Origin of the sequence: Caballeronia sp. LjRoot29 (assembly GCF_964252755.1) — a bacterium.
GTDB lineage: Bacteria > Pseudomonadota > Gammaproteobacteria > Burkholderiales > Burkholderiaceae > Caballeronia.
Genome location: NZ_CAXUPU020000016.1, coordinates 1 through 19738, shown reverse-complemented (window position 1 = coordinate 19738; position 19738 = coordinate 1). Strand labels below are relative to the sequence as shown.

Here is a 19738-nt window from a genome sequence, read left to right as displayed (position 1 = left end):
ACTACGCGCCCATCACTGCCGCTGTTCCTTGACGCGCGAAACGAGTTGCGTCGGGCTCACGAATTGCAGCGCGATCAATACCCATACCAGCGTGATCGCCATGTAGATCATCGCCATTGCATCAATGGATTGAGGCGCACGAACGCCCGTCGAAAAGACCGCGTAGTACAGCGCGACCACCAGCGTCTGCGTGGTCGGACCCGCAGTAAAGAACGTCAGTTCGAACATACCGATAGTGCGAACCAGCACCAGCAAGCCCGCCGCCAACATGCCCGGCATCAGCAGCGGCAGTAGCACATAGCGGAAATACTTCGTCGTGTTCGCCCCAAATATACGCGCGGCCGCTTCAAGATTCGGATCGATCTGTTCAATGAACGGTGTCATCACAAGGATAACGAACGGCAGCGCCGGTACCAGGTTTGCAAGGATCACGCCGCTCAACGTCCCGGCAAGACCGACCTTGTACATGACGGTTGCCATCGGGATGCCGTAGGTGACGGGCGGGACCATCAGCGGCAGCAGAAAGATAAGCATCGCGAAACGCTTGCCGCGAAATTGCACGCGAGCAAGCGCATACGCGGCCGGTACGCCCAATGCAATCGACAGCAGCACGACCGCGCCGACCACCTCGACCGTCACCCACAACACGCTCGCAAGCTGGAAGTCGCTCCAGGCCTGCGCGTACCAGTGGAGCGTGAATCCCGCCGGCAGCAGCGTGCCGAACCATCGCGTCGCGATCGAGTTGACGGCAACCGTCGCAATCAGCAGCAACACGTTGAACAAGAAAAATGCCATTGCGCCCCAAACGAACATCTTCCAGAGCCGGTCGCCAAGGCTGACGCGCGGTTTCATCGGCTTGGCCGGTTGTGCGCCGTCATTGCGACTGTCGCGAGGTGCTGATGCATGAGTCGAAGCCGTCCAGGCGGGTGCATGATTATCGGTTGCCATCAGCCTTTACCTCCGGTCACCGGACCCGTGTAGAAGAAGCGGCGCGTGCTCAGCATGCCTGCCACCACCAGCAACTGGACGAAGCCCATCACCATCGCGATTGCCGAGGCGAGGGAGTAATCGTAACTTTCGAATGCGGCTTCGGCCGCGGCGATAGAGATCACGCGCGTTGGTCCGGCAGGCGCACCGAGCAGTACAGCCGACGGAAACACAGAGAACGCCTGCACGAACGACAAGCATGCGGCCATGGTCAGCCCGGGCATCAGCAGCGGTAAATAGATTTGTCGAAACTGCTCCCAAGGACTCGCGCCCAAGGTAGCCGCAGCGCGCGCAAGCGTCGGGTCGATACCGGTCACATACGAGAGCGTCAGCAGAAACGCGAACGGAAATCCCGACACGATCAGCGATATCAACACACCCCAATAATTATGCGTGAGACGCACTTCATCGCCGTATAAATGCAGTCCATGCACCGCCTGCGAGAACCAGCCGTTCGGGCCGAAATAGGTCAGCATGCCGTCGGCGATCAGCACCGTGCCCAATGTCACCGGAATCACCAGTAACGTGGTCACGAACTTCTGATACGGCGAATTCCGGCGCAATGCGAATGCAACCGGAACCGACAGACCCACGTTGATGATTGTCGCCGGCACCGCAAGCTTCAAGGTGACGATGATAGTGGGCCACATCGCGGTATCGGTGAAAAAGGCGATGTAGTTGGCGAACGCGGAACCGCCGTTCATCGGCTGGAATGACAGCACGAGGCCGTACACGAACGGATAAACAAACAGCGCGAGGATGAAGATCAGCGCGGGCGAAACCAGCCACGCTTTCGCGTCGCGTGGAACGGCGGAAGGAAGCGGAACCATCGGCGAGTTCATGACGTTTCTCCGTCGTACACCAGCGTGCGCGAAGGCGGAACCCGCAGGCAAATTCGTTCACCCACCGCCACGTCACCTGTCACGCGCGCCCACAGATTGCCGAACGCAGCCTTCACGCGGATCAGTGAATCGTGGCCGCCGTATTCAACGGTCAGCACCTCTGCATCGAACGCATTTTCGGCGCCTGGCGCAGCGCGGTCCAGATCTTCGGGACGCATCGCAACGCTCACGCGCTTGCTGTCGAAACCCGCCATTGGCATGCCGATCAAGCGCACACCGTCCGAGCTTACGACCACCCCATCGCCCTGCATGCCGTCGAGCGTAAATTGAGCAACGTTCCGATATCCCATGAAACGCGCGACATGCAGGTTGCCCGGCCGTTCGTAGATTTCCTTCGGCGATGCAACCTGCTGCACGGTGCCCTCACGCATCACGACAATGCGGTCGGCCATCGAAAGCGCCTCGTCCTGGTCGTGCGTCACGTAGATCGTCGCGCGTCCGAGTTGACTGTGAATGCGCCGGATCTCAGCACGCATTTCAATGCGCAGCTTGGTATCGAGATTCGATAGCGGTTCGTCCATCAGCACGAGCGCCGGTTCGATCACGATCGCACGGGCGATAGCCACGCGCTGCTGCTGGCCGCCGGACAATTGCCCCGGCAGCTTCTTTTCCTGACCGACGAGCTGCACCATTTGCAGCGCTTCATATGCGCGTCGAGCGGCTTCGCTCTTGCCCACGCCGCGCATCTTGAGTCCGAAGCCGACGTTGTCGAGCACGGACATATGCGGGAACAGCGCGTAGTTCTGGAACACCATGCCGAAGCCGCGTTTTTCCGGCGGCAGGACGTCAATACGCTGATCGTCGAGCCAGATCCGCCCGCCTGTCAGCGGTTGCAAGCCGGCGATGCAATTGAGCGCGGTCGACTTGCCGCAACCGGACGGCCCAAGCAATGCGATAAATTCGCCGCGCTGGATGTTCAAGGCAAGACCACGGAGCGCCGCGACCGCCTGACCCTCGGCGTTCATGAAACTGCGGCTGACCGAATCAAGACGCAACTCATCAAACTGATGCTTCATGGCAGGTTCCTGAGACTAAGAACGACACCGTGCGACGAACTTGACTTGATCGCTAAGCGCAATCATCAAGCCGCCGCACGGCCGTATAAAGTGACTTCGATATTACTTCGGTATCCAAAGTTACTTCGATTTCTGCGAGCCTATTTCACGGTCCCACTTCTGGAACGCGGCCACCATGGCAGAGGCACTCAACGGCACCACGTGCGGACGGTCAGCCAGCAGCTTCGCGTATTCCGGGCGGCCGTACTTCTTGATGACTTCCTGGCTCTTCGCCGGCGCCTGGTCGATCGTCACGCCCTTCACGACCGGACCCGGATAGAAATAACCGTCGTCGAAGGTCATTGCCTGCTGCGCGGGCTCAAGCAAGAAGTTCATCATCTTGTAGATCACGTCGAGCTTTTCCTTCGGCACGCCGTTCGGGATCACCATGTAGTGGGCATCGTTGACCCACGTCATGTTGTCGAAGGCCTGGACCTTGTATTCAGCCGGCACGAGGCCGAGCGCGCGCGGGTTGATGTCCCAGCCGGTCACGGTCACGGTCATGTCGCGCGAGCCTTCGCCGAGTTCCTTCATCACCGCCGACGTTCCGCCCGGGTAGTAAGGAATGCAGTCGTTCAGCTGCTTGAGGAACGCCCAGGTCTTGTCCCAGCCGTTGATCGGATCTTGCGGATTCTTGTCGCCGAGCACATACGGCAGCCCCATCAGGAAGGTGCGTCCGGGACCGGAGTTAGCCGGGCGGGCGTAGATCAGCTTGTCCGGATGCGCCTTGCACCACGCAAGCAATTGCTCAGGCGTTTTCGGCGGATCGATCACCTTCGCCGGGTTGTATTCGATCAGCGGACCTGCCGGCATGTATGTCACTTCAATGCCGTAGCCTTGCGCCAGATCCTGCATCTTGCGCGGACCGGGTGCGTATTTATCGAGTACGCCGGGGAATGCCGCGGCCTGATCCGGCAGCAGTTTCATCCAGAGCTTTTGTTCGATACCCGCGGCAAGCGCGTCCGTACCGGTCAGCACGATGTCGATATCCGAGCGGCCGGCCGCCTGCATCGCCTTGATCTTGCCGGGCAACTGCGGCGCGGGTGCGTTGGTGAACGTGATGTTGGAGACGAGTTGCGGGTACTTCGCCTTGAAGGCTTCGAACGCCTTTTGCGTCAGTTGCAGGTTGCCCGCAACGTCCACGATGTTGATCGCCACCGGGTCCGCCGCGTGCGCGGCAGGTGCCGTGACCATCGACACCGCGGTGACCGCGGCAACCGCCGCCACGGCGCTCAACGCCATGCGCAGCACCCCCAGCTTCGCCGACAAACGGCCGGACAGAATCATTTCGTCTCCTCGCTCTTTGTATGGATTTTATTGCGGATCGAGTCACTCCGATGCCGCCACGCGACACAAATGAACCGCAGCAAAACTCAGCTTCGCGGTGCATTTATCGATGTATGTTGTCGTATGAGAACATAACTGTGACAGGGCGTGTTTTCTATCACCGTAAACCCTTAACCATGGTGGTTGCGACGACCTGTAAAGGGCGGACGGACATCGGCTTAACCCTTATGGAAGCTGAGTCCCACGATTTGATGCAGCGTTGGAATGGACTACTCCGAAGATGGCGCGAGATCGAATAGGACGCGGTGCTACCGGCCATGTTGTACGACAACCTATCTTTTGAGCGAAAGGCAAAAACGAGCGCGTTTAGCAACGCGTCCGAATAATCGAATGAAGAAAAGGTTTGCCCGGAAGGGCCGCTCCCCGGCGCGCGAAGCGCCGGGCAAGCATTGATGCCATGCCAGTGTCAGTGATTTGCCGAGGCGGGCTGCATCGGAGCATCGGCGGGGGACGCACTGGACGAAACACTCGCAGGCGCATTCACGTTAGGAATCCCAGTTGAGCTCACCTGCCCACTTCCTGTCGCCGCAACCGAAAACGCAAAGGTATTGATGCCCGCGCTGCTCGTCACCGACACCTTGCCGCCATGCATTTCCGCAGTCGCCTTGACGATCGCCAGACCCAGCCCATGGTTCTCGCGACTGTTGGTCCGCGAGACCTCGGCGCGATAAAACCGGTCGAAAAGATGATCGAGCACAGCCGGCTCAATCGGCTCTCCGGGATTGGCAACGGCAACGCGGACCTGGTCGCCTTCACGCGTAATCGACACCATGATGCTCGAGCCCGGCGCGCAGTGCTGGATCGCGTTCATCAGCAGATTGATACACGCGCGCCCAAACAGCGACTTGTTCACGCGCACGAGCGCGTCGCCTGTATAGACCGCGCGCACCTGCGCTTCCTCGAGCGGAATCTCCAGGAATTCCAGCGTATGCGCGACTTCCGCGGCAAGCGATGCATCGACAAGCCCCGTCGCGCGCTCCCCCTGATCGGCCCGGGCGAGAAACAGCATGTCGTTGATGATCGCCCGCATGCGCTCGAACTCTTCCAGGTTCGACTGCAGCGTGTGACGCAGGTCGTCGACGGAGCGGTTGCGGGTCAGCGCCACTTCCGTCTGCCCGATCAGGATGGTGACGGGCGTGCGCAACTCGTGCGCGACATCGGCGTTGAACGATTCGAGCCGCCCATAAGCGCCGTCAAGACGCTCAAGCGCGCCGTTGAAGGAATTGGCGAGATCGTTGAGTTCCAGCGGCAGCGAGCGCGTATTGAGCCGCTGCGAGCGATTGTTCGGGCTCACCGCAGACGCGTCCCGAGTCAGCCGCGTCAGCGGCGCAAGCCCGATGCGGGTGACCGAATAACTCAGCAGCAGCACGCCGAGACTGCCGAGGGCGGACAAGGCGGCAAGCGCAAAGGCGAACGCGCGCATGGTCCGCGCGTTCGCAGAATAACCCGCGGCAACCTGCAGCATCACGGCCGGCCGCTGGCCATAAGCCGGCAGTGTCACCGTGTTGGCAAGCATGTCGTTTTCGCTGCCGGGGCCGGTTCGCACCCGTTCATAGCCGCCCGACCAGCGATCCATGACCTGTCCGGTGACCGGCTTGCCGAACTGATAAGACGAGTCGGCGCTCCACACCGAATACAGCGTGACGCCGTCGCGCGGCGTCATGTCGGTGAGTTTTTCGCGCGCGATCTTCCACTTTTCAGGCGTGACCGCGTGATAGACGATGATCCGCGCGATCTGCGTGCGGTCGTCGAGCGACTCGCGCAAGTGCAGTTCGAGTTGCGTGCGCAGCACCAGGAAAAGCCCGGTCCCGACCAGCGTAAAGACAAACAGCGCGACGGCCGCGAACATGAAAGCCAGACGCCGGGCGATGGATCGATTCATGATGTTCCCGCTTCCTCGCGGACCTCCAGCACGTAGCCCATGCCGCGCACCGTGTGCAGTAATTTGGTCGGAAATGGGCCGTCCAGCTTGGCCCGCAGGCGTTTGATCGCAGTTTCCACCACGTTGGTATGGCTGTCGAAATTGACGTCCCAGACCAGTTCGGTGATCGCCGTCTTCGACAGGATATCCCCCTGGCGGCGCGCCAGCACGCTCAGCAACTGGAATTCCTTGGCCGTCAGGTCCAGCCGCACGCCATCACGCGTGGCGCGCCGGCCGATCAGGTCGACATACAAGTCGCCCAGCGAGATCAGCGTCGACTCCTGCACGCGGGTGCGCCGAGCGAGCGCATGAAGCCGCTCGACCAGCTCCAGGAAGGAGAATGGTTTTGTCAGGTAATCGTCAGCGCCTTCGCGCAGGCCCCGCACCCGGTCGTTGATCTGGTCGCGCGCGGTCAGCATGATGACGGGGGTGGCCTTGTGCGCGCGCAGCGCCTTCAGCACGCTGAAGCCGTCGCGCTTGGGCAGCATCACGTCGAGCACGATCACGGCGTAGTCGAATTCGATCGCGAGATGCGTGCCTTCCTCGCCGTCGAGGGCGACGTCGACTATCCAGCCCTGCTCCGTCAAGCCGGAGCGCAAATAGTCAACCACCTTGTGTTCGTCTTCCACGATAAGCAGTTTCATGCGCGCCTTCTTATGTACGTTTTCCCATTATAAGAAAACGTTGTCTCTCCCTTGCTGCGAGTGCAGAACCTGGTCTATGCGAACCGTGCGGATCACGTCACTCGCGTGTCAAATCAGTTTGGCGGGTTGGTCGCCGCCGCCGTCTTCTCCGGTGCTGCTGCCGTGTTGACATCCCAGCCGCCCCCCAGCGCCTTCACCAGCGACACCGACATCGTCCATTGCTGGCCATGAATCTGCACATCCTGACGCTCGCTTGTGAGCAGCGACTGCTGGGCGGTGATCACGTCGAGGAAGGCAACCAGGCCGCCCGAATAACGATCGTTGGCGAGCGAGAGCAGACGCCGCGCGTCGGTGACGGCTTCCTGCGATTCCTTCGATGCTGCGTCGAGCACCGACAATCCGGTCACGCCGTCCTGCACCTGCTGGAACGCATTGAGCACCGTCTGGCGATACATTGCCTCGTTCGCCACATAACCCTCGCTTGCAAAGTCGACATTGGCGGCGCGCCGGCCACCATCGAAGACGACTTGTCCGAGTGCGGCGCCCAACGTCCACATCAGCGTGGGCGCGCTCAACAGGCTGGCGAACTGCGTGCTTTCCCAGCCGATTCCCGGGGTCAGCGAAAGGCTCGGGAAAAACGCGGCTTTCGCCACGCCGATCTGCGCGTTGGCGGCCGCCATCGCGCGTTCAGCCGATGCAATGTCGGGACGACGCTGCAACAAATCGCTTGGCAGTCCGAGCGGTATTGTGGGGACGGTAGTAGCGATCACCTTCGGGGCAATCGCGAACTGCGGTGCTGGCACGCCGATCAATGCAGCAATTGCATGCTCGAACTGGGCGCGCTGGTTCAGCAGCAAGCGAGCCTGGACCCGCGTGGAATCGAGTTCGGATTTCTGTTGCAGCACGTCGAGCCCGGACACCGAACCGAGATCATGCTCGGTCGTCACGTAGTCCAGCGCCTTCTGCTGCAGGACGACCGACCGGTTCAGCACGTCGATCTCGGCATCGAGTTCGCGCATCGAAAAGTAGTCGCTCGCCAAGTCCGTGGTCAGCACGAGCCGCGCGTTGGCGAGATCGTCGCGTGATTGTTCGGCGGACGCTTCCGCGCCCTCGACTTCGCGGCGAATCCGGCCAAACAGGTCCGTGTCGTAGTCGATGGTCGGACCGACCTGGACGTTGTTCTGCACCGTCGACTGGGTCGGCGTCGCGTAGTTGGTCAGCGGCCGGTTCTGCGATATCCGGAAACGCGATGCGTTAGCGCCCAGGTCAACTTCGGGCACCTGCTGCGCCTTGTTGTTCGCGAGGGTCGCCCGTGCCTGCGCGTAATGCGCGCTGGCGGCGGCGAGCGTCTGGTTCTGCGCCAGCGCCTGCTGTTCAAAGCCATTCAACGAGTCATCGCCGAAACTGGTCCACCATTGCGGGTCTATCGGCGCGTGCGACGGCTCGGCGACGCGCCAGTATCCGTCGGTATGCCACGCAGGCGGTGTGTCGGCGTGAGGCTGCTTGTAGTCCGGCCCAACCGTGCACGCGGACAGCAGCAACGCTCCGGATGCCGCAACGGTCGTGCTGGTGATCAGGGTCTTCAGCCGTGCCGACCGAATCGGCCACTGGCGCGCGCGCTTCACGACGTCCCCTTCTTGGCAGGCTGCTGCTTAAGCGGCGCGATCAGCACATGGTCGCCGTCCGCAATGGAGTCGCTCGGATTGATGATGATCTTGTCGGTCGATTCAATACCGCTTTCAATCTCCAGCGACGGCCCCAGGTCCTGCGCAATCACGATCTTGTGCAGGTTGACGTTGCCGTTCTGATCGACCACGGCAACTCGCGGTCCTTCGGAACGGAACAGCAGCGCGTTGCCCGGCACCAGCAAAGGCGCTCGCACGGTCGCCGGCAGCGCGACCTGTACGTAAGCACCCGGTCGCAGCTTGTTGTCCGGATTGGGCAGGCGGACTTCGATCTGCAGCGAACGAGTCGGGACGTCGATTGCGCCGGAGATATGAGCGATCGAACCGTGGAACTGCTGGCCCGGCAACTCCGCCTGCGTGACGATGACATCCTGCCCTTGCGCCACGTTCTGGGCGTAAGCCTGCGGCAACTGAACATAGACTCTCAGCGGGTCCGACTGCGCGAGTGCGAAGAGCGCACGGCTCGCGCCGCTGCCAGCATCGATCAGGTCTCCTACATCCACATTGCGCTGCGTCACCACGCCAGCAAACGGCGCCGTAATACGTTTGAACGATTCAAGCTGCGTCAGACGCTGCACGTTCGCGTTGGCAGCCGCAAGGTTCGCCACGTCCTGGTTATAGGTGCTCTGGCGTTCATCGAGTTCCTGCTGCGAGACGGCATCGCGTTGACGCAATTGCTGCCAGCGCTCGAACGAACTTTTTGCGAGCACGAGACTGGATGACGACTGGTCGCGTTGCGCCACCGCCTGCTTCAGTTCCTGATCGATCTCAGGCGTATCGAGATCGGCCAGCAATTGCCCTTGCTTCACCCGTGTGCCGATATCCGCATACCAGTGCAGCAGATAACCCGTAGCGCGTGCGTAGATAGGCGACTCCACATAACCGCGCAGCGTGCCCGGCAGCAGGGTGTTGCCGCCGCCCTCCGCTTGCTTGGGCAAGACAACATTCACGTACACCTTCGCGTTTTGCTGCGAGGTCGCAGCGACCGAGTGGCTTTGCATGATGTCCGACACCACCGTGCGCCCGGCGCCCAGCACCAGCAGCACCAGCACCACGATGATGGCGATCTTCGCCCGTTTCCATTCACGGCCGCGAGGCGGCAACGCGTGCCCGTCCTCGGTTTCCCTTGCGGGAATCGCTAGCGAAGCATGAGATTTTTCTGTCATATCAGTCAGCCATATTTAACTTGGAGCATGCTCGCCGGCGCCACGATTGGGGCCGTCGTGACTTGGGTGGTTGCCTGAACCGCCGCCTGAACTACCGCCGCCGTGATCGTCGTCACCTGCCAGACGATCACGCCGCCGGGCCAGCCGGCTGTGAATACCCGCAAACACGAGCGGCACGAAAAAGAGTGTGGAAACAGTGGCAAACAGCAATCCGCCGATCACCGCGCGGCCGAGCGGCGCGTTTTGCTCGGCGCCCTCGCCAAGCCCGAGCGCCATCGGAATCATGCCGATGATCATCGCGAAGGCCGTCATCAGCACCGGGCGGATACGGCTCGCCCCCGCTTCAAGCGCCGCGGTCAGCGGCGGCGCACCGGCTTGCAGCCGCTGGCGCGCGAAGGCCACCATCAAAATACTGTTCGCGGTCGCGACACCCATCGTCATGATGGCGCCGGTCAGCGCCGGAACGCTCAGGTGCGTGCCGGTGAGGAACAGCATCCACGCGATGCCGGCAAGCGCCGCCGGCAACGCGCTGACGATGATCAGCGGGTCGACCCACGACTGGAAATTCACCACGATCAGCAGGTACACCAGCACGATCGCCATCGCCACGCCGACACCCAGGCCGAAGAACGATGAACGCATGGTCGCGACCTGACCGCGCACGATGATCTGGCTGCCGCGCGGCAGGCTGGCACGTGACTGGTCCACGAGCTTGTCGACCTCTTTCGCGATGCTGCCGAGGTCTCGCCCTTCCACGCTCACGAACACGTCAATGACGGGGCGGATGTTGTAGTGCGTCACCACGGCGAACTGGTTTTTCGGCGTGACTTGCACGAGGTTGCCAAGCAGTTGCGTGGGCCCGTTGGCGCTGCCGGAAACCGGCGTGCGCAGCAGTTCGTCAATCGATGAAACCTGGTACTGAGGCGTCTGCACCGCGACCGAATACTCAACACCGTTCTTGTTGTTGAACCAGAAACCCGGCGCTGTCTGCGAGCTGCCCGACAGTGAAATCAGCACGTTCTGTGCAACGTTGCTTGCGGTCAGGTTGAGTTGCTGGAGCCGGGTGCGATCCATCTGCAAGTTGAGTGCAGGCTCGTCGAGCTTCTGCTGGATATGCGTGTCCACGGTGCCGGGAATCCGCCGGATCGCCTTCATCAGCTTCGCCGCTACATCGAAATTACCCTGCTGGTTCGCGCCGGATATCTGCACGTCAATAGCGGCCGGCAAACCGAAGTTCAGGATCTGCGTGACGATGTCCGCAGGCTGGAAGAAAAATTCGACGCCCGGAAAGCGCCGCGGCAACTCCGCGCGCAACTTGTCCACGAAGTTCTGCGTGGGCTCGTGGTCCGGCTTCAGCGCGACCTGGATCTCGCCGTCGAGCGTACCGATCGTGCCCGCGTTGCTGTACGACAAGTTGATACCGCTATACGGCAGGCCGAGGTTATCGAGGATTGTATTGAGCTGGGCCGCCGGCACGACCTGCCGAACCACCTCTTCCACTTGATCAGCCAGCCGCGCAGTTTCTTCGATACGCGTGCCGGTCGGCGCACGCATATGCAGGCGGATATCGCCGGCATCGACAGTCGGGAAGAAGTCCTCGCCCAGCACGAACACCAGTCCTACCGACAGCACGCAAAAACCGAGAAATACCGATGCGAACATGCGGCGCCGCACGAGCAGCGTGCTCAGGATCATGATGTAGGTGGCGCGCATGCGCTCGAACCCGGCATCGAAACGGTGATACAGCCGCATGAATATATTCGGCTTCGACCCGTTCTTCGGTTTGTGCGCGTGGCCCATCAACAACATTGCGAGCGTGGGGACCAGCGTACGCGACAGGATGTACGAGGCGAGCATCGCGAACACCACGGCTTCAGCGAGCGGCACGAACAGGAATTTCGCCACGCCTGTCAGGAAGAACATTGGCACGAACACGATACAAATACACAGCGTGGACACGAGCGCGGGAACCGCGATTTCGCCGGCCCCTTCAAGAATGGCCTCATGCAGGTCCGTGCCCATGTGCAAGTGCCGCTCGATGTTCTCGATCGTCACCGTTGCGTCGTCCACCAGGATACCCACCGCCAGCGCGAGTCCCCCCAGCGTCATGATGTTGATGGTCTGCCCGAGCGCATGCAGCACGAGCAATGACGAGAGGATCGACAGCGGAATGGAGACCGCGATGATGCAGGTGCTGCGCCAGTTGCCGAGGAACAGCAGGATCATCGCGGCCGTCAATGCAGCGGCAATCAGCGCTTCGCGAATCACGCCCTGCACGGCCGCCTTGACGAACACAGACTGATCGAACAACGGCGTAATCGTGAGGTCCGGCGGCAACGAAGCGCGGGCGTTCGGCAACAGCGCATAAAGAGAATCGACGATGGACAGCGTCGACGCGCTGCCGTTCTTCAGCACCGACATCAGCACGCCGCGATGCCCGTTCTGACGCACGATATTCGTCTGCGGAGAGAAGCCGTCGCGTACATGCGCGACCTCTCTCAGGTAAGTGGTTGCACCATTGAGCGTGCGCACCGGAATGTCGTTCAGCGCGGCGATGGTAGCCGGCGAACCATTCATGTTGATCGTGTATTCCTTCATCCCGATCTTGGCCGTGCCGGTCGGCAAGATCAGGTTCTGCGCGTTGAACGCGCTCACTACGTCCGAAGGCGTCAGGCCTTTCGCCAGCAATGCGCGTGTATCGAGATCGACCGAAATCAGCCGGCTTTTGCCACCGTACGGATACGGCACGGCCGCACCGGGAATGGTCACCAGTTGCGGGCGCAAGAAGTTCAGTGCTGTGTCGTTCAGGTCCTGCTCGGAGAGCGTGGTGCTCGACAATCCCAACTGGATCACCGGAATACTGGAGGCCGAATAACTGATCACGAGCGGCGGCGTGGCGCCTGGCGGCATCTGCTTCAACTGCGCCTGCTCGACCGCCACCGTTTGCGCGATGGCAGTCTGGATGTTCGCGGTGGGTTGCAGGAAGACCTTCAGGATGGCGATGCCCGGCAGCGACTGCGACTCGATATGTTCGATGTCGTTGACGGTGGTCGTCAGGCTGCGCTCATTGACCTGCGTGATGCGGTTGGCCACGTCCTCGGCCGACAGGCCCGTGTAAGTCCAGATGATGCTGACGACAGGAATGTTGATTTCCGGCAGGACGTCGACCGGCGTTGTCAGGAGCGCAAACGGCGTCGCTAACAGGATCAGGATAGCCATCACGATAAACGTGTAGGGCCGCTTTAGCGCAACGTTGACGATCCACATTGAGACGCGCTCGAAAAAAGCAGGAAAGGAAAAAATGAACCGCTGGAATGCAACGACGCCGTTCAGGCAGGGCCTCTCAAGCCGAGACCCCAAGCGGCATGTCGCACACGGCGAGCCGGATCGAGTGCGGCGCGAAGCCGTGCGGCCTTTCATGCAGCCAACAGGCTAGCGAGAAGGCTACTCACGCACCGATCTTAACGGGCGCGTGCCAACGCCTACATGGCGCGAAAATGGCATAAATGTCAGGAAACAAATCTTTCCTCAGTTTTTTCAGAGGCAAACGTTTTCGTGCAATCGGGATGATTTTCATACCCGATAAAAATAGAAGGCTTCACGCCAGTTTCGACTCCACCCATGAAACAAAAGCAGCCACTATCGGCGCTTCCGTGAGCTCATGCCGGCGCACCCAGTAATACGCATGCTTGGCCGGCACGGTGATACGAAACGGGCGAACAAGCGTGCCGTCGGCGAGATCGTCGCGGGCGGAAAAGCTATCGCCTAATGCTACGCCTTGTCCCCGTATTGCAGCTTCGATTCCTACATGCGCAATGCCGATTTCAAGGATCCGCAAACCTTCGAGCTTGTCAGCCGATGCCTCTGCCAACCATCGCATCCACGACCCGGCGTGTTCGCAGAACAAGGTCCGGTTCGCCAGGTCCTGCACCGTGCGAAGCGCGCGCGGCCCGTTCATCAACGCGGGACTCACGACCGGGAACAGGACCGGATGCGTGATGAGCTTGACGTCGCGATCGCGCCAGCGGCCCTCGCCGTATCGGACGCAGAGGTCGACGTCGGATGAATAGATTTCCTTATCATCGTTGGACGGGATCAGTTTTAAGTTAACGGCGGGGAATTGCTCGAGGAAGTCGCCAATGTGCCGCGCGAGCCACCGCGACGTGAACAACATGGGAGCCGACACCACCAGATCGCCCGCAATGACCGGCGACTCGAGCCTGACCACAGCGGTTGCGATCATGTCGAACGCGTTCTTGACCGGCTGCAGCAGCGCCTCGCCGGCAGGTGTCAATTTCACCCGCGCCTTCGAGCGAATGAATAACGCCACGCCAAGGGTGCTCTCCAATACACGGACCTGGTGACTCACGGCGCTTGGCGTGACATTGAGTTCTGCCGCCGCGCTCGCGACGGTGCCATGGCGCGCCGTGGCTTCGAAGGCACGCAGGGGATTGAGCGGGGGCAGCCGATAGCGCATCGGGTAAATCCGGAGAACGTGGGAAACGGGGAAGATGCTGAGAAAAATTTGATTTAAAGCGAATTTAATTCTCTCTACAAGCAAAAAATTTGTTTGCGTAAGCTGGGAGCCATAAGTTGAGTCATAAGCTGGGTCACAAGCTGATCGTCATTCCGAAGCACTCATAGGCACTTTCCAGGCAAACGCATGAACACCACCGACACAACCGAACGCCTTTGGGGCGGCCGCTTCAAATCAGGTCCATCGCTGGCGCTTGAAAACCTGTCCCGCTCGGACCCGAGCTTCTTCCGTCTTGCGCCCTACGATCTCGCCGGTTCGCGCGCGCATGCAAAAGAACTGAAACGCGCCGGCATCCTCACCGCCGACGAGCTACAGCAACTGCTCGACGCGATGCAGCAGATAGAGAACGAGTTCGTCGCGGGCGACCTCGCCCCTATCCTTGCCGACGAAGATGTCCATACCTTCCTCGAGCGCGAACTCACCCAGCGGCTCAAGGCAATCGGCGGGAAGCTGCGCGCCGGCCGTTCACGCAACGATCAAGCGGCGAACGACTTGCGTTTATATCTGCGCGACAAGGCTCGCAAGCTCGCGTTGGCCGTGATCGAATTGCAACACGCGCTGGTTGAACAGGCTGAGGCGCATGTGGAGACCATCACCGCCGGCTTTACGCATTTGCAACCGGCACAGCCGATTGTTTTCGCGCATCAGTTGCTCGCTCATGCGCAGTCGATTTATCGCGATGTCGACCGGCTGGTGGACTGGGATCGCCGCAGCGCGCGTTCTCCATTAGGCGCGGCGGCGCTGGCGGGGTCCGCAATCTGCTTGCGAGCCGATCTGTCCGCGCTGGAACTCGGCTACGAGGCCCCGTGCGAAAACTCCATCGACGCCGTCGCCTCGCGCGACCACGTTGCAGAGTTCACGTTCATCACGAGCATGCTCGCGGTGAACCTGTCGCGGCTCTCGGAAGAAGTGATCTTGTGGACGTCGCGGCAATTTCGCTGGGTCGAACTCGACGATGCATATGCCACCGGCAGCTCGATCATGCCGCAGAAGAAAAACTCGGATATTGCCGAGCTGACGCGTGGAAAGGCTGGCAGGTTGATCGGCAACCTGAGTGGCTTGCTCGCGACGCTCAAGTCGCTGCCGCTCGCTTATAACCGTGACCTCGCGGAAGACAAGATCGCCGCGTTCGATAGTATCGACACGCTCGATCTTGTCTTGCCTGCAATGGCCGGTATGATCCGCACCATGCGCGTGAACATGGATGAAATGCGGCGTCAGGCGCCGCTCGGGTTTACGCTCGCCACTGAAGTCGCGGACTGGCTCGCGCTGCGTGGCGTGCCGTTCAGCGAAGCGCACGAGATCACCGGCGCGCTGGTGCGGGCCTGCGAACAGCAGGGCATTGAACTCGGCGATGTCTCCGTGGCAACGCTTGCAGCGGTCGATGCGAGACTTGAACCCGGCGTGCTCGATCACGTGACGCTGGACGCCGCGGTGGCGGCGCGCAGCGGTTATGGCGGCACGGCGCCGGCACGCGTGAGCGAACAGATCGCGCGCCTGCGCAGCGCTATTGAAGAACAAGTCGCGTGGGCGGCTCACTACAAGGGACCTTCATGCTGAGTGCTTCGAACGACCGCGTATCGGCGGCCGGCAACAACGACAGCTTCACCGATATTTCTAACTTCGAGCACGTGCCGCGTCGCTACTACGGGCGGTATCTTGCCTCGGTCGTTATCGTTGCGATCGTGGCCTATATCGTCGTGGCGTTTGCGCGCGGGCAGATCGACTGGGTCGTCGTGGGGCGGTTCCTGACAGCCAAGTCGATCCTCAAGGGCCTTGGCAATACCATCGTCATGACGATCCTCGCGATGGCGCTGGGGATTGTGCTCGGGGTCATCGTTGCGATCATGCGGCTCTCGACCAACCCGGTCCTGCAAGCCGTCGCGCATGGCTACGTATGGCTGTTTCGCGGCACGCCGGTGATCCTGCAATTGTTGTTGTGGTTCAACCTCGCGCTGGTGTTTCCGGTCATGGGCATTCCCGGCCTGTTCGAATTCCGCACCGTCGACATCATGACGCCGTTCCTGGCCGCCCTGCTCGGACTGGGGATTAATCAGGGTGCCTACACATCGGAAGTCGTGCGTGCGGGCCTGCTCTCGGTGGACACCGGCCAGTACGAAGCAGCGAAGTCGATCGGCATGCCCAAGCTTCAGGCACTGCGCCGTGTAATTCTGCCGCAAGCCATGCGCGTGATCGTGCCGCCTATTGGCAACGAACTGATCGGCATGGTGAAACTGACCTCGCTGGCAAGCGTGATCCAGTACGCGGAAATGCTCCACAGCGCCGAGAACATCTACTATGCGAACGCTCGCGTGATCGAATTGCTGATGGTCGCGGGCGTCTGGTACCTGGTCATTGTCACGGTGCTTTCCTTGCTGCAGTCGCGGGTCGAACGACGCTTCGCGCGAGGCGCGGGCCGCCCACCCGCGAAGCAATAGCAGAAAAGTAACCACTCAACCGCGAACCACTCAACCATGAATCCATTAGTCAAAGCGGTCGACCTGCGCAAGTCGTATGGCGAGTTCCAGGCGCTGCACGGCATCAACCTCGATGTCGCGAAGGGCGAAGTGCTGTGCATCATCGGTCCGTCCGGCTCGGGCAAGAGCACCTTCCTGCGCTGTATCAACCAGCTCGAGACCATTTCCGGCGGTGCGCTGTGGGTGAATGACGAACTGGTCGGATACCGGCGCGTCGAGAACAAGCTGTATCCGCTCTCTGAAAAGCAGATGGCGCGTCAACGTCTTGCAACCGGCATGGTGTTCCAGCGCTTCAATCTTTTTCCGCATATGACGGTGCTGGAAAATGTGATTGAAGGGCCGGTCCAGGTATTGAAGAAGAAAAAGTCCGAGGCGATTGAAGAAGCGCGCGCGTTGCTGACGCGTGTCGGACTGGCTCACAAATGCGATGCGTTTCCGGTCGAGTTGTCGGGTGGCCAGCAGCAGCGTGTCGCCATCGCGCGGGCGCTGGCCATGCACCCTCAACTCATGCTCTTCGACGAACCCACTTCCGCTCTCGACCCCGAACTGGTAGGCGAAGTATTGAGCGTGATGCGTGATCTGGCCAAGAGCGGCATGACGATGATCGTCGTCACGCACGAACTCGGCTTTGCGCGCGAAGTGGCGAACCGCGTGGTCTTCATGGATCAGGGCAAGGTGGTCGAAAGCGGCTCGCCGGAACAGGTGTTGTCGCGACCAGAACAAGCGCGTACTCAAGAGTTCATTTCGGCTGTGCTTTCCTAGCGCCACGGCGCGTATTGCAGCGGCTTTTTATACCCTTTCATTTTCGTCAACCTCACGTTCAGGCGACTTTTCATGATCGAATCCTTATTCCGGCGAACTCTTGTCAGCATCGCGTTTGGCGCAGTATCGCTTGGTGCGTCGCTGGCTCATGCGCAGACCCCAGTCGCGGGTAACGGCACACTCACGGCCGCTATCGTGCCGAACTATCCGCCGTTCGAATACAAGGACCCGGCATCCGATGAACTCACCGGCTTCGACGTCGACTTAGGTGTCGCGTTGGCCGCGAAGATGGGGGTAAAGCTCAAGTGGGAAGAGACCAACTTCGACCAGATGATGAGCGCGCTGACCACGCATCGGGTGGATGTAATTTTGTCCGGCATGACGGATTTGCCGACGCGTCGTGATGCAATCAATTTTCTTGATTACATCAAGTCCGGACCGCAGTTCTATACGCTGAAGGCGCGCGCTGGCGACTTCCCATCGATCGAGACAGTGTGCGGCAAACATGTGGGCGCGAGCCGCCGCACGTCGTGGCCCGACGACATCAAGACGTGGAGCGACGAGCACTGCGTCAAGGCAGGGAAACCGGCTGTGCAAGTTGTGGGTACGGATGGCTCAGCCGACGCTCGCCTGCAGTTGCGCCAGGGACGCATTGACGCTGCCGTGCAAGGCGGCGAAACGCTGCCGTACCAGAACACGCTTGAGAAAGATGCGTATGCGCCGATCGGTCAGCCGTTCCTGTCGCAATACACGGCTATTGGCATGTCGAAGAACAGCCCGGCTTCAAACGATGCACTGAGCCAGGCATTCGGCAAGCTGATTGCTGACGGCACCTATACGAAGATCCTGAAGAAATGGGGCTTGCAGGAGCATGCGGTGTCGAGGGTCATCATCAATTCGAAGGAATAAGAAGGCGGTGTATACGGAAACGGGCGTTGCCGGGAAACCCCTGACAACGCCCGTTTTGCTAATCAGGATTCAGATCATTTTTCGACTTGACGATTCCAGCGCGCGTCCCATTGCGGACGATTTGCGTTGATCACGTCCCAGTCGACCACGTTGACCTTCTTCACGAGGTCATCGAGATTACCGAGTTGCTTCTGCATTGTGTCGGGCATTGTTGCTTGACGGTTCGTCGGAATCTGGCGGCCGGCGCTTGCTGCCTTGCTTTGTGCCGATGCCGAGATCATGAACTGAGCGAGCTTTTGCGCGAGCGCCGGATCGGGGTTGTTTGCCACCACGCATTCATCGACCAGCAGCAGGACCGGTCCTTCCTTCGGGTTCACGTAGGCGACGGGAATGCCCTTCGCTTGCAGGTCACCCACTGCGGTCGGGGTGAGCGGGAACAGGCCGGCTTGACCGGTCTGGACCATCTCCGAGATCTTTGCCGAGTTCGGGATGTATTCGATCACGTTCCGGCCGACGGTGCTTTGCCATTTCGTGAAGCCCGGTTCGACGTTCTTCTCGGAGCCGCCTTCGAGGCGGTTGATCATGAGGAAGCCGTGCAGGCCGAACGTGCTGCTCGATGCCGACTGGAACACGACCTTGTCCTTGTATTTCGGATCGGCGAAATCGAGCCATGAGGTGGGCGGCGCCCAGCCGTTGGCCGCGAAGAGTTTCGTGTTGTACGCGATACCGGTCATGCCGAGTTGCACGCCGGCGCCGATGTCGTCCTTCATGCGCGCGAACGGGTAGAGCTGCTTGAGCTCGGGGCTATCGTCGAGTTTTTGGCAGACGCCCATGCTGACTGCGCGGGCCATCACGCCATCGTCGAGGAACACTACGTGGATTTGTGGTTTGGCTTTGTTCGCCAGGAGCTTGGCGAGGATGTCTGAGGATGTGCCTGGGACTACGACCACTTTTACGTTGTTCGCCTTTTCGAATTCTGGCAGGACTTCGCTCGTGTAGGCCTTTTCCATTGGGCCGCCGTTCATGCCGATGTATATGGTTTTAGTGTCGGCTTGCGCGGAGGTGAAGGCTGCTGCGCACAGGGCGGCAATGCCAACGGTGGCTACTGTATGAAACGCTTTCATTTACTGAACTCCTTCTCACAGGGTGGTTTCGTTCGTACTTCTTGGAAATTTTTTTTGGTGTGGCGGCGTTAGGTTTTGGGGTTAGCGGTCTGAGTCAATGCCGGGTTGTTAGGTTCTGGTGTTAGCGGCCTGAGTCAATGCCGGGTTGCTGCTTTCCAAGTCTTCGCGGGTTATACGTTAGCTGTTTTCTTTATCACTATTAGCCACTGCGCGTGGCGGCGC

At 60.5% G+C, this 19738-nt stretch carries 16 protein-coding genes; 5 read left to right on the top strand and 11 right to left on the bottom strand.

Features of this window, described 5'->3' with window-relative positions:
- Positions 1-12: 12 nt before the first annotated feature.
- The 9 genes from ACSQ83_RS18415 to ACSQ83_RS18375 all read right to left on the bottom strand — a co-directional run bounded on the left by ACSQ83_RS18415 (position 13) and on the right by ACSQ83_RS18375 (position 12974).
- The gene (locus ACSQ83_RS18415) at positions 13-948 is read right to left on the bottom strand and encodes an ABC transporter permease (RefSeq protein WP_414949378.1); all 936 of its coding nucleotides are present in this window, start codon (positions 946-948) and stop codon (positions 13-15) included.
- The gene (locus tag ACSQ83_RS18410; protein WP_299711522.1) at positions 948-1829 is read right to left on the bottom strand and encodes an ABC transporter permease; all 882 of its coding nucleotides are present in this window, start codon (positions 1827-1829) and stop codon (positions 948-950) included. Before ACSQ83_RS18410 ends, ACSQ83_RS18415 begins: the two co-directional genes overlap by 1 nt.
- A complete protein-coding gene (locus ACSQ83_RS18405; RefSeq protein ID WP_414949377.1) occupies positions 1826-2905 on the bottom strand; it encodes an ABC transporter ATP-binding protein in 1080 nt (359 codons plus the stop codon). The genes ACSQ83_RS18410 and ACSQ83_RS18405 overlap by 4 nt, the downstream gene beginning before the upstream one ends.
- A 120-nt stretch (positions 2906-3025) precedes the next feature.
- Entirely contained in the window at positions 3026-4138 is a 1113-nt protein-coding gene (locus ACSQ83_RS18400) for an ABC transporter substrate-binding protein (protein WP_414966862.1), read from the bottom strand.
- A 559-nt stretch (positions 4139-4697) separates the two neighbouring features.
- On the bottom strand, positions 4698-6173 hold the full coding sequence (locus ACSQ83_RS18395; protein WP_414949375.1) for a heavy metal sensor histidine kinase: 1476 nt from the start codon (positions 6171-6173) through the stop codon (positions 4698-4700).
- Positions 6170-6856, bottom strand: coding sequence for a heavy metal response regulator transcription factor (locus ACSQ83_RS18390; protein WP_436229135.1), 687 nt, complete (start codon positions 6854-6856; stop codon positions 6170-6172). Before ACSQ83_RS18390 ends, ACSQ83_RS18395 begins: the two co-directional genes overlap by 4 nt.
- Positions 6857-6969: 113 nt before the next feature.
- Positions 6970-8442 (bottom strand): efflux transporter outer membrane subunit, encoded by a 1473-nt coding sequence (locus ACSQ83_RS18385; RefSeq protein WP_414949393.1) that lies wholly within the window; start codon positions 8440-8442, stop codon positions 6970-6972.
- A gap of 35 nt (positions 8443-8477) precedes the next feature.
- Positions 8478-9707, bottom strand: coding sequence for an efflux RND transporter periplasmic adaptor subunit (locus ACSQ83_RS18380; RefSeq protein WP_414949374.1), 1230 nt, complete (start codon positions 9705-9707; stop codon positions 8478-8480).
- Positions 9708-9722: 15 nt separating this feature from the next.
- Positions 9723-12974 carry an efflux RND transporter permease subunit gene (locus ACSQ83_RS18375; protein WP_414949373.1) on the bottom strand — a complete coding sequence of 1084 codons (3252 nt, stop codon included), beginning with the start codon at positions 12972-12974 and terminating at the stop codon, positions 9723-9725.
- A 34-nt stretch (positions 12975-13008) separates the two neighbouring features.
- On the opposite strand from ACSQ83_RS18375, the gene ACSQ83_RS18370 reads away from it, so the two are divergent.
- Positions 13009-13143 (top strand): hypothetical protein, encoded by a 135-nt coding sequence (locus ACSQ83_RS18370; RefSeq protein WP_436229134.1) that lies wholly within the window; start codon positions 13009-13011, stop codon positions 13141-13143.
- 162 nt (positions 13144-13305) lie between these two features.
- Here the strand turns inward: ACSQ83_RS18370 and ACSQ83_RS18365 are convergent, their stop codons facing one another.
- Positions 13306-14184: a LysR substrate-binding domain-containing protein gene (locus tag ACSQ83_RS18365; RefSeq protein ID WP_414949372.1), complete on the bottom strand. Its 879-nt coding sequence runs from the start codon at positions 14182-14184 to the stop codon at positions 13306-13308.
- A 186-nt stretch (positions 14185-14370) separates the two neighbouring features.
- Here ACSQ83_RS18365 and argH point away from each other — a divergent pair, with 186 nt between their 5' ends.
- From argH to ACSQ83_RS18345, 4 genes are all read left to right on the top strand, one after another.
- Positions 14371-15804, top strand: a complete 1434-nt coding sequence (argH, locus tag ACSQ83_RS18360) for an argininosuccinate lyase (protein WP_436229133.1) — start codon at positions 14371-14373, stop codon at positions 15802-15804.
- A complete protein-coding gene (locus ACSQ83_RS18355; RefSeq protein WP_414966748.1) occupies positions 15798-16682 on the top strand; it encodes an amino acid ABC transporter permease in 885 nt (294 codons plus the stop codon). The genes argH and ACSQ83_RS18355 overlap by 7 nt, the downstream gene beginning before the upstream one ends.
- A gap of 36 nt (positions 16683-16718) precedes the next feature.
- Positions 16719-17483, top strand: coding sequence for an amino acid ABC transporter ATP-binding protein (locus ACSQ83_RS18350; RefSeq protein ID WP_414949368.1), 765 nt, complete (start codon positions 16719-16721; stop codon positions 17481-17483).
- A gap of 72 nt (positions 17484-17555) precedes the next feature.
- Positions 17556-18392 (top strand): ABC transporter substrate-binding protein, encoded by an 837-nt coding sequence (locus tag ACSQ83_RS18345; RefSeq protein ID WP_436229132.1) that lies wholly within the window; start codon positions 17556-17558, stop codon positions 18390-18392.
- Between the two features lie 74 nt (positions 18393-18466).
- Here ACSQ83_RS18345 and ACSQ83_RS18340 read toward each other — a convergent pair whose 3' ends face one another.
- Complete coding sequence (locus ACSQ83_RS18340) at positions 18467-19516, bottom strand: ABC transporter substrate-binding protein (protein ID WP_414949365.1); 1050 nt, start codon at positions 19514-19516, stop codon at positions 18467-18469.
- Positions 19517-19738 lie beyond the last annotated feature (222 nt).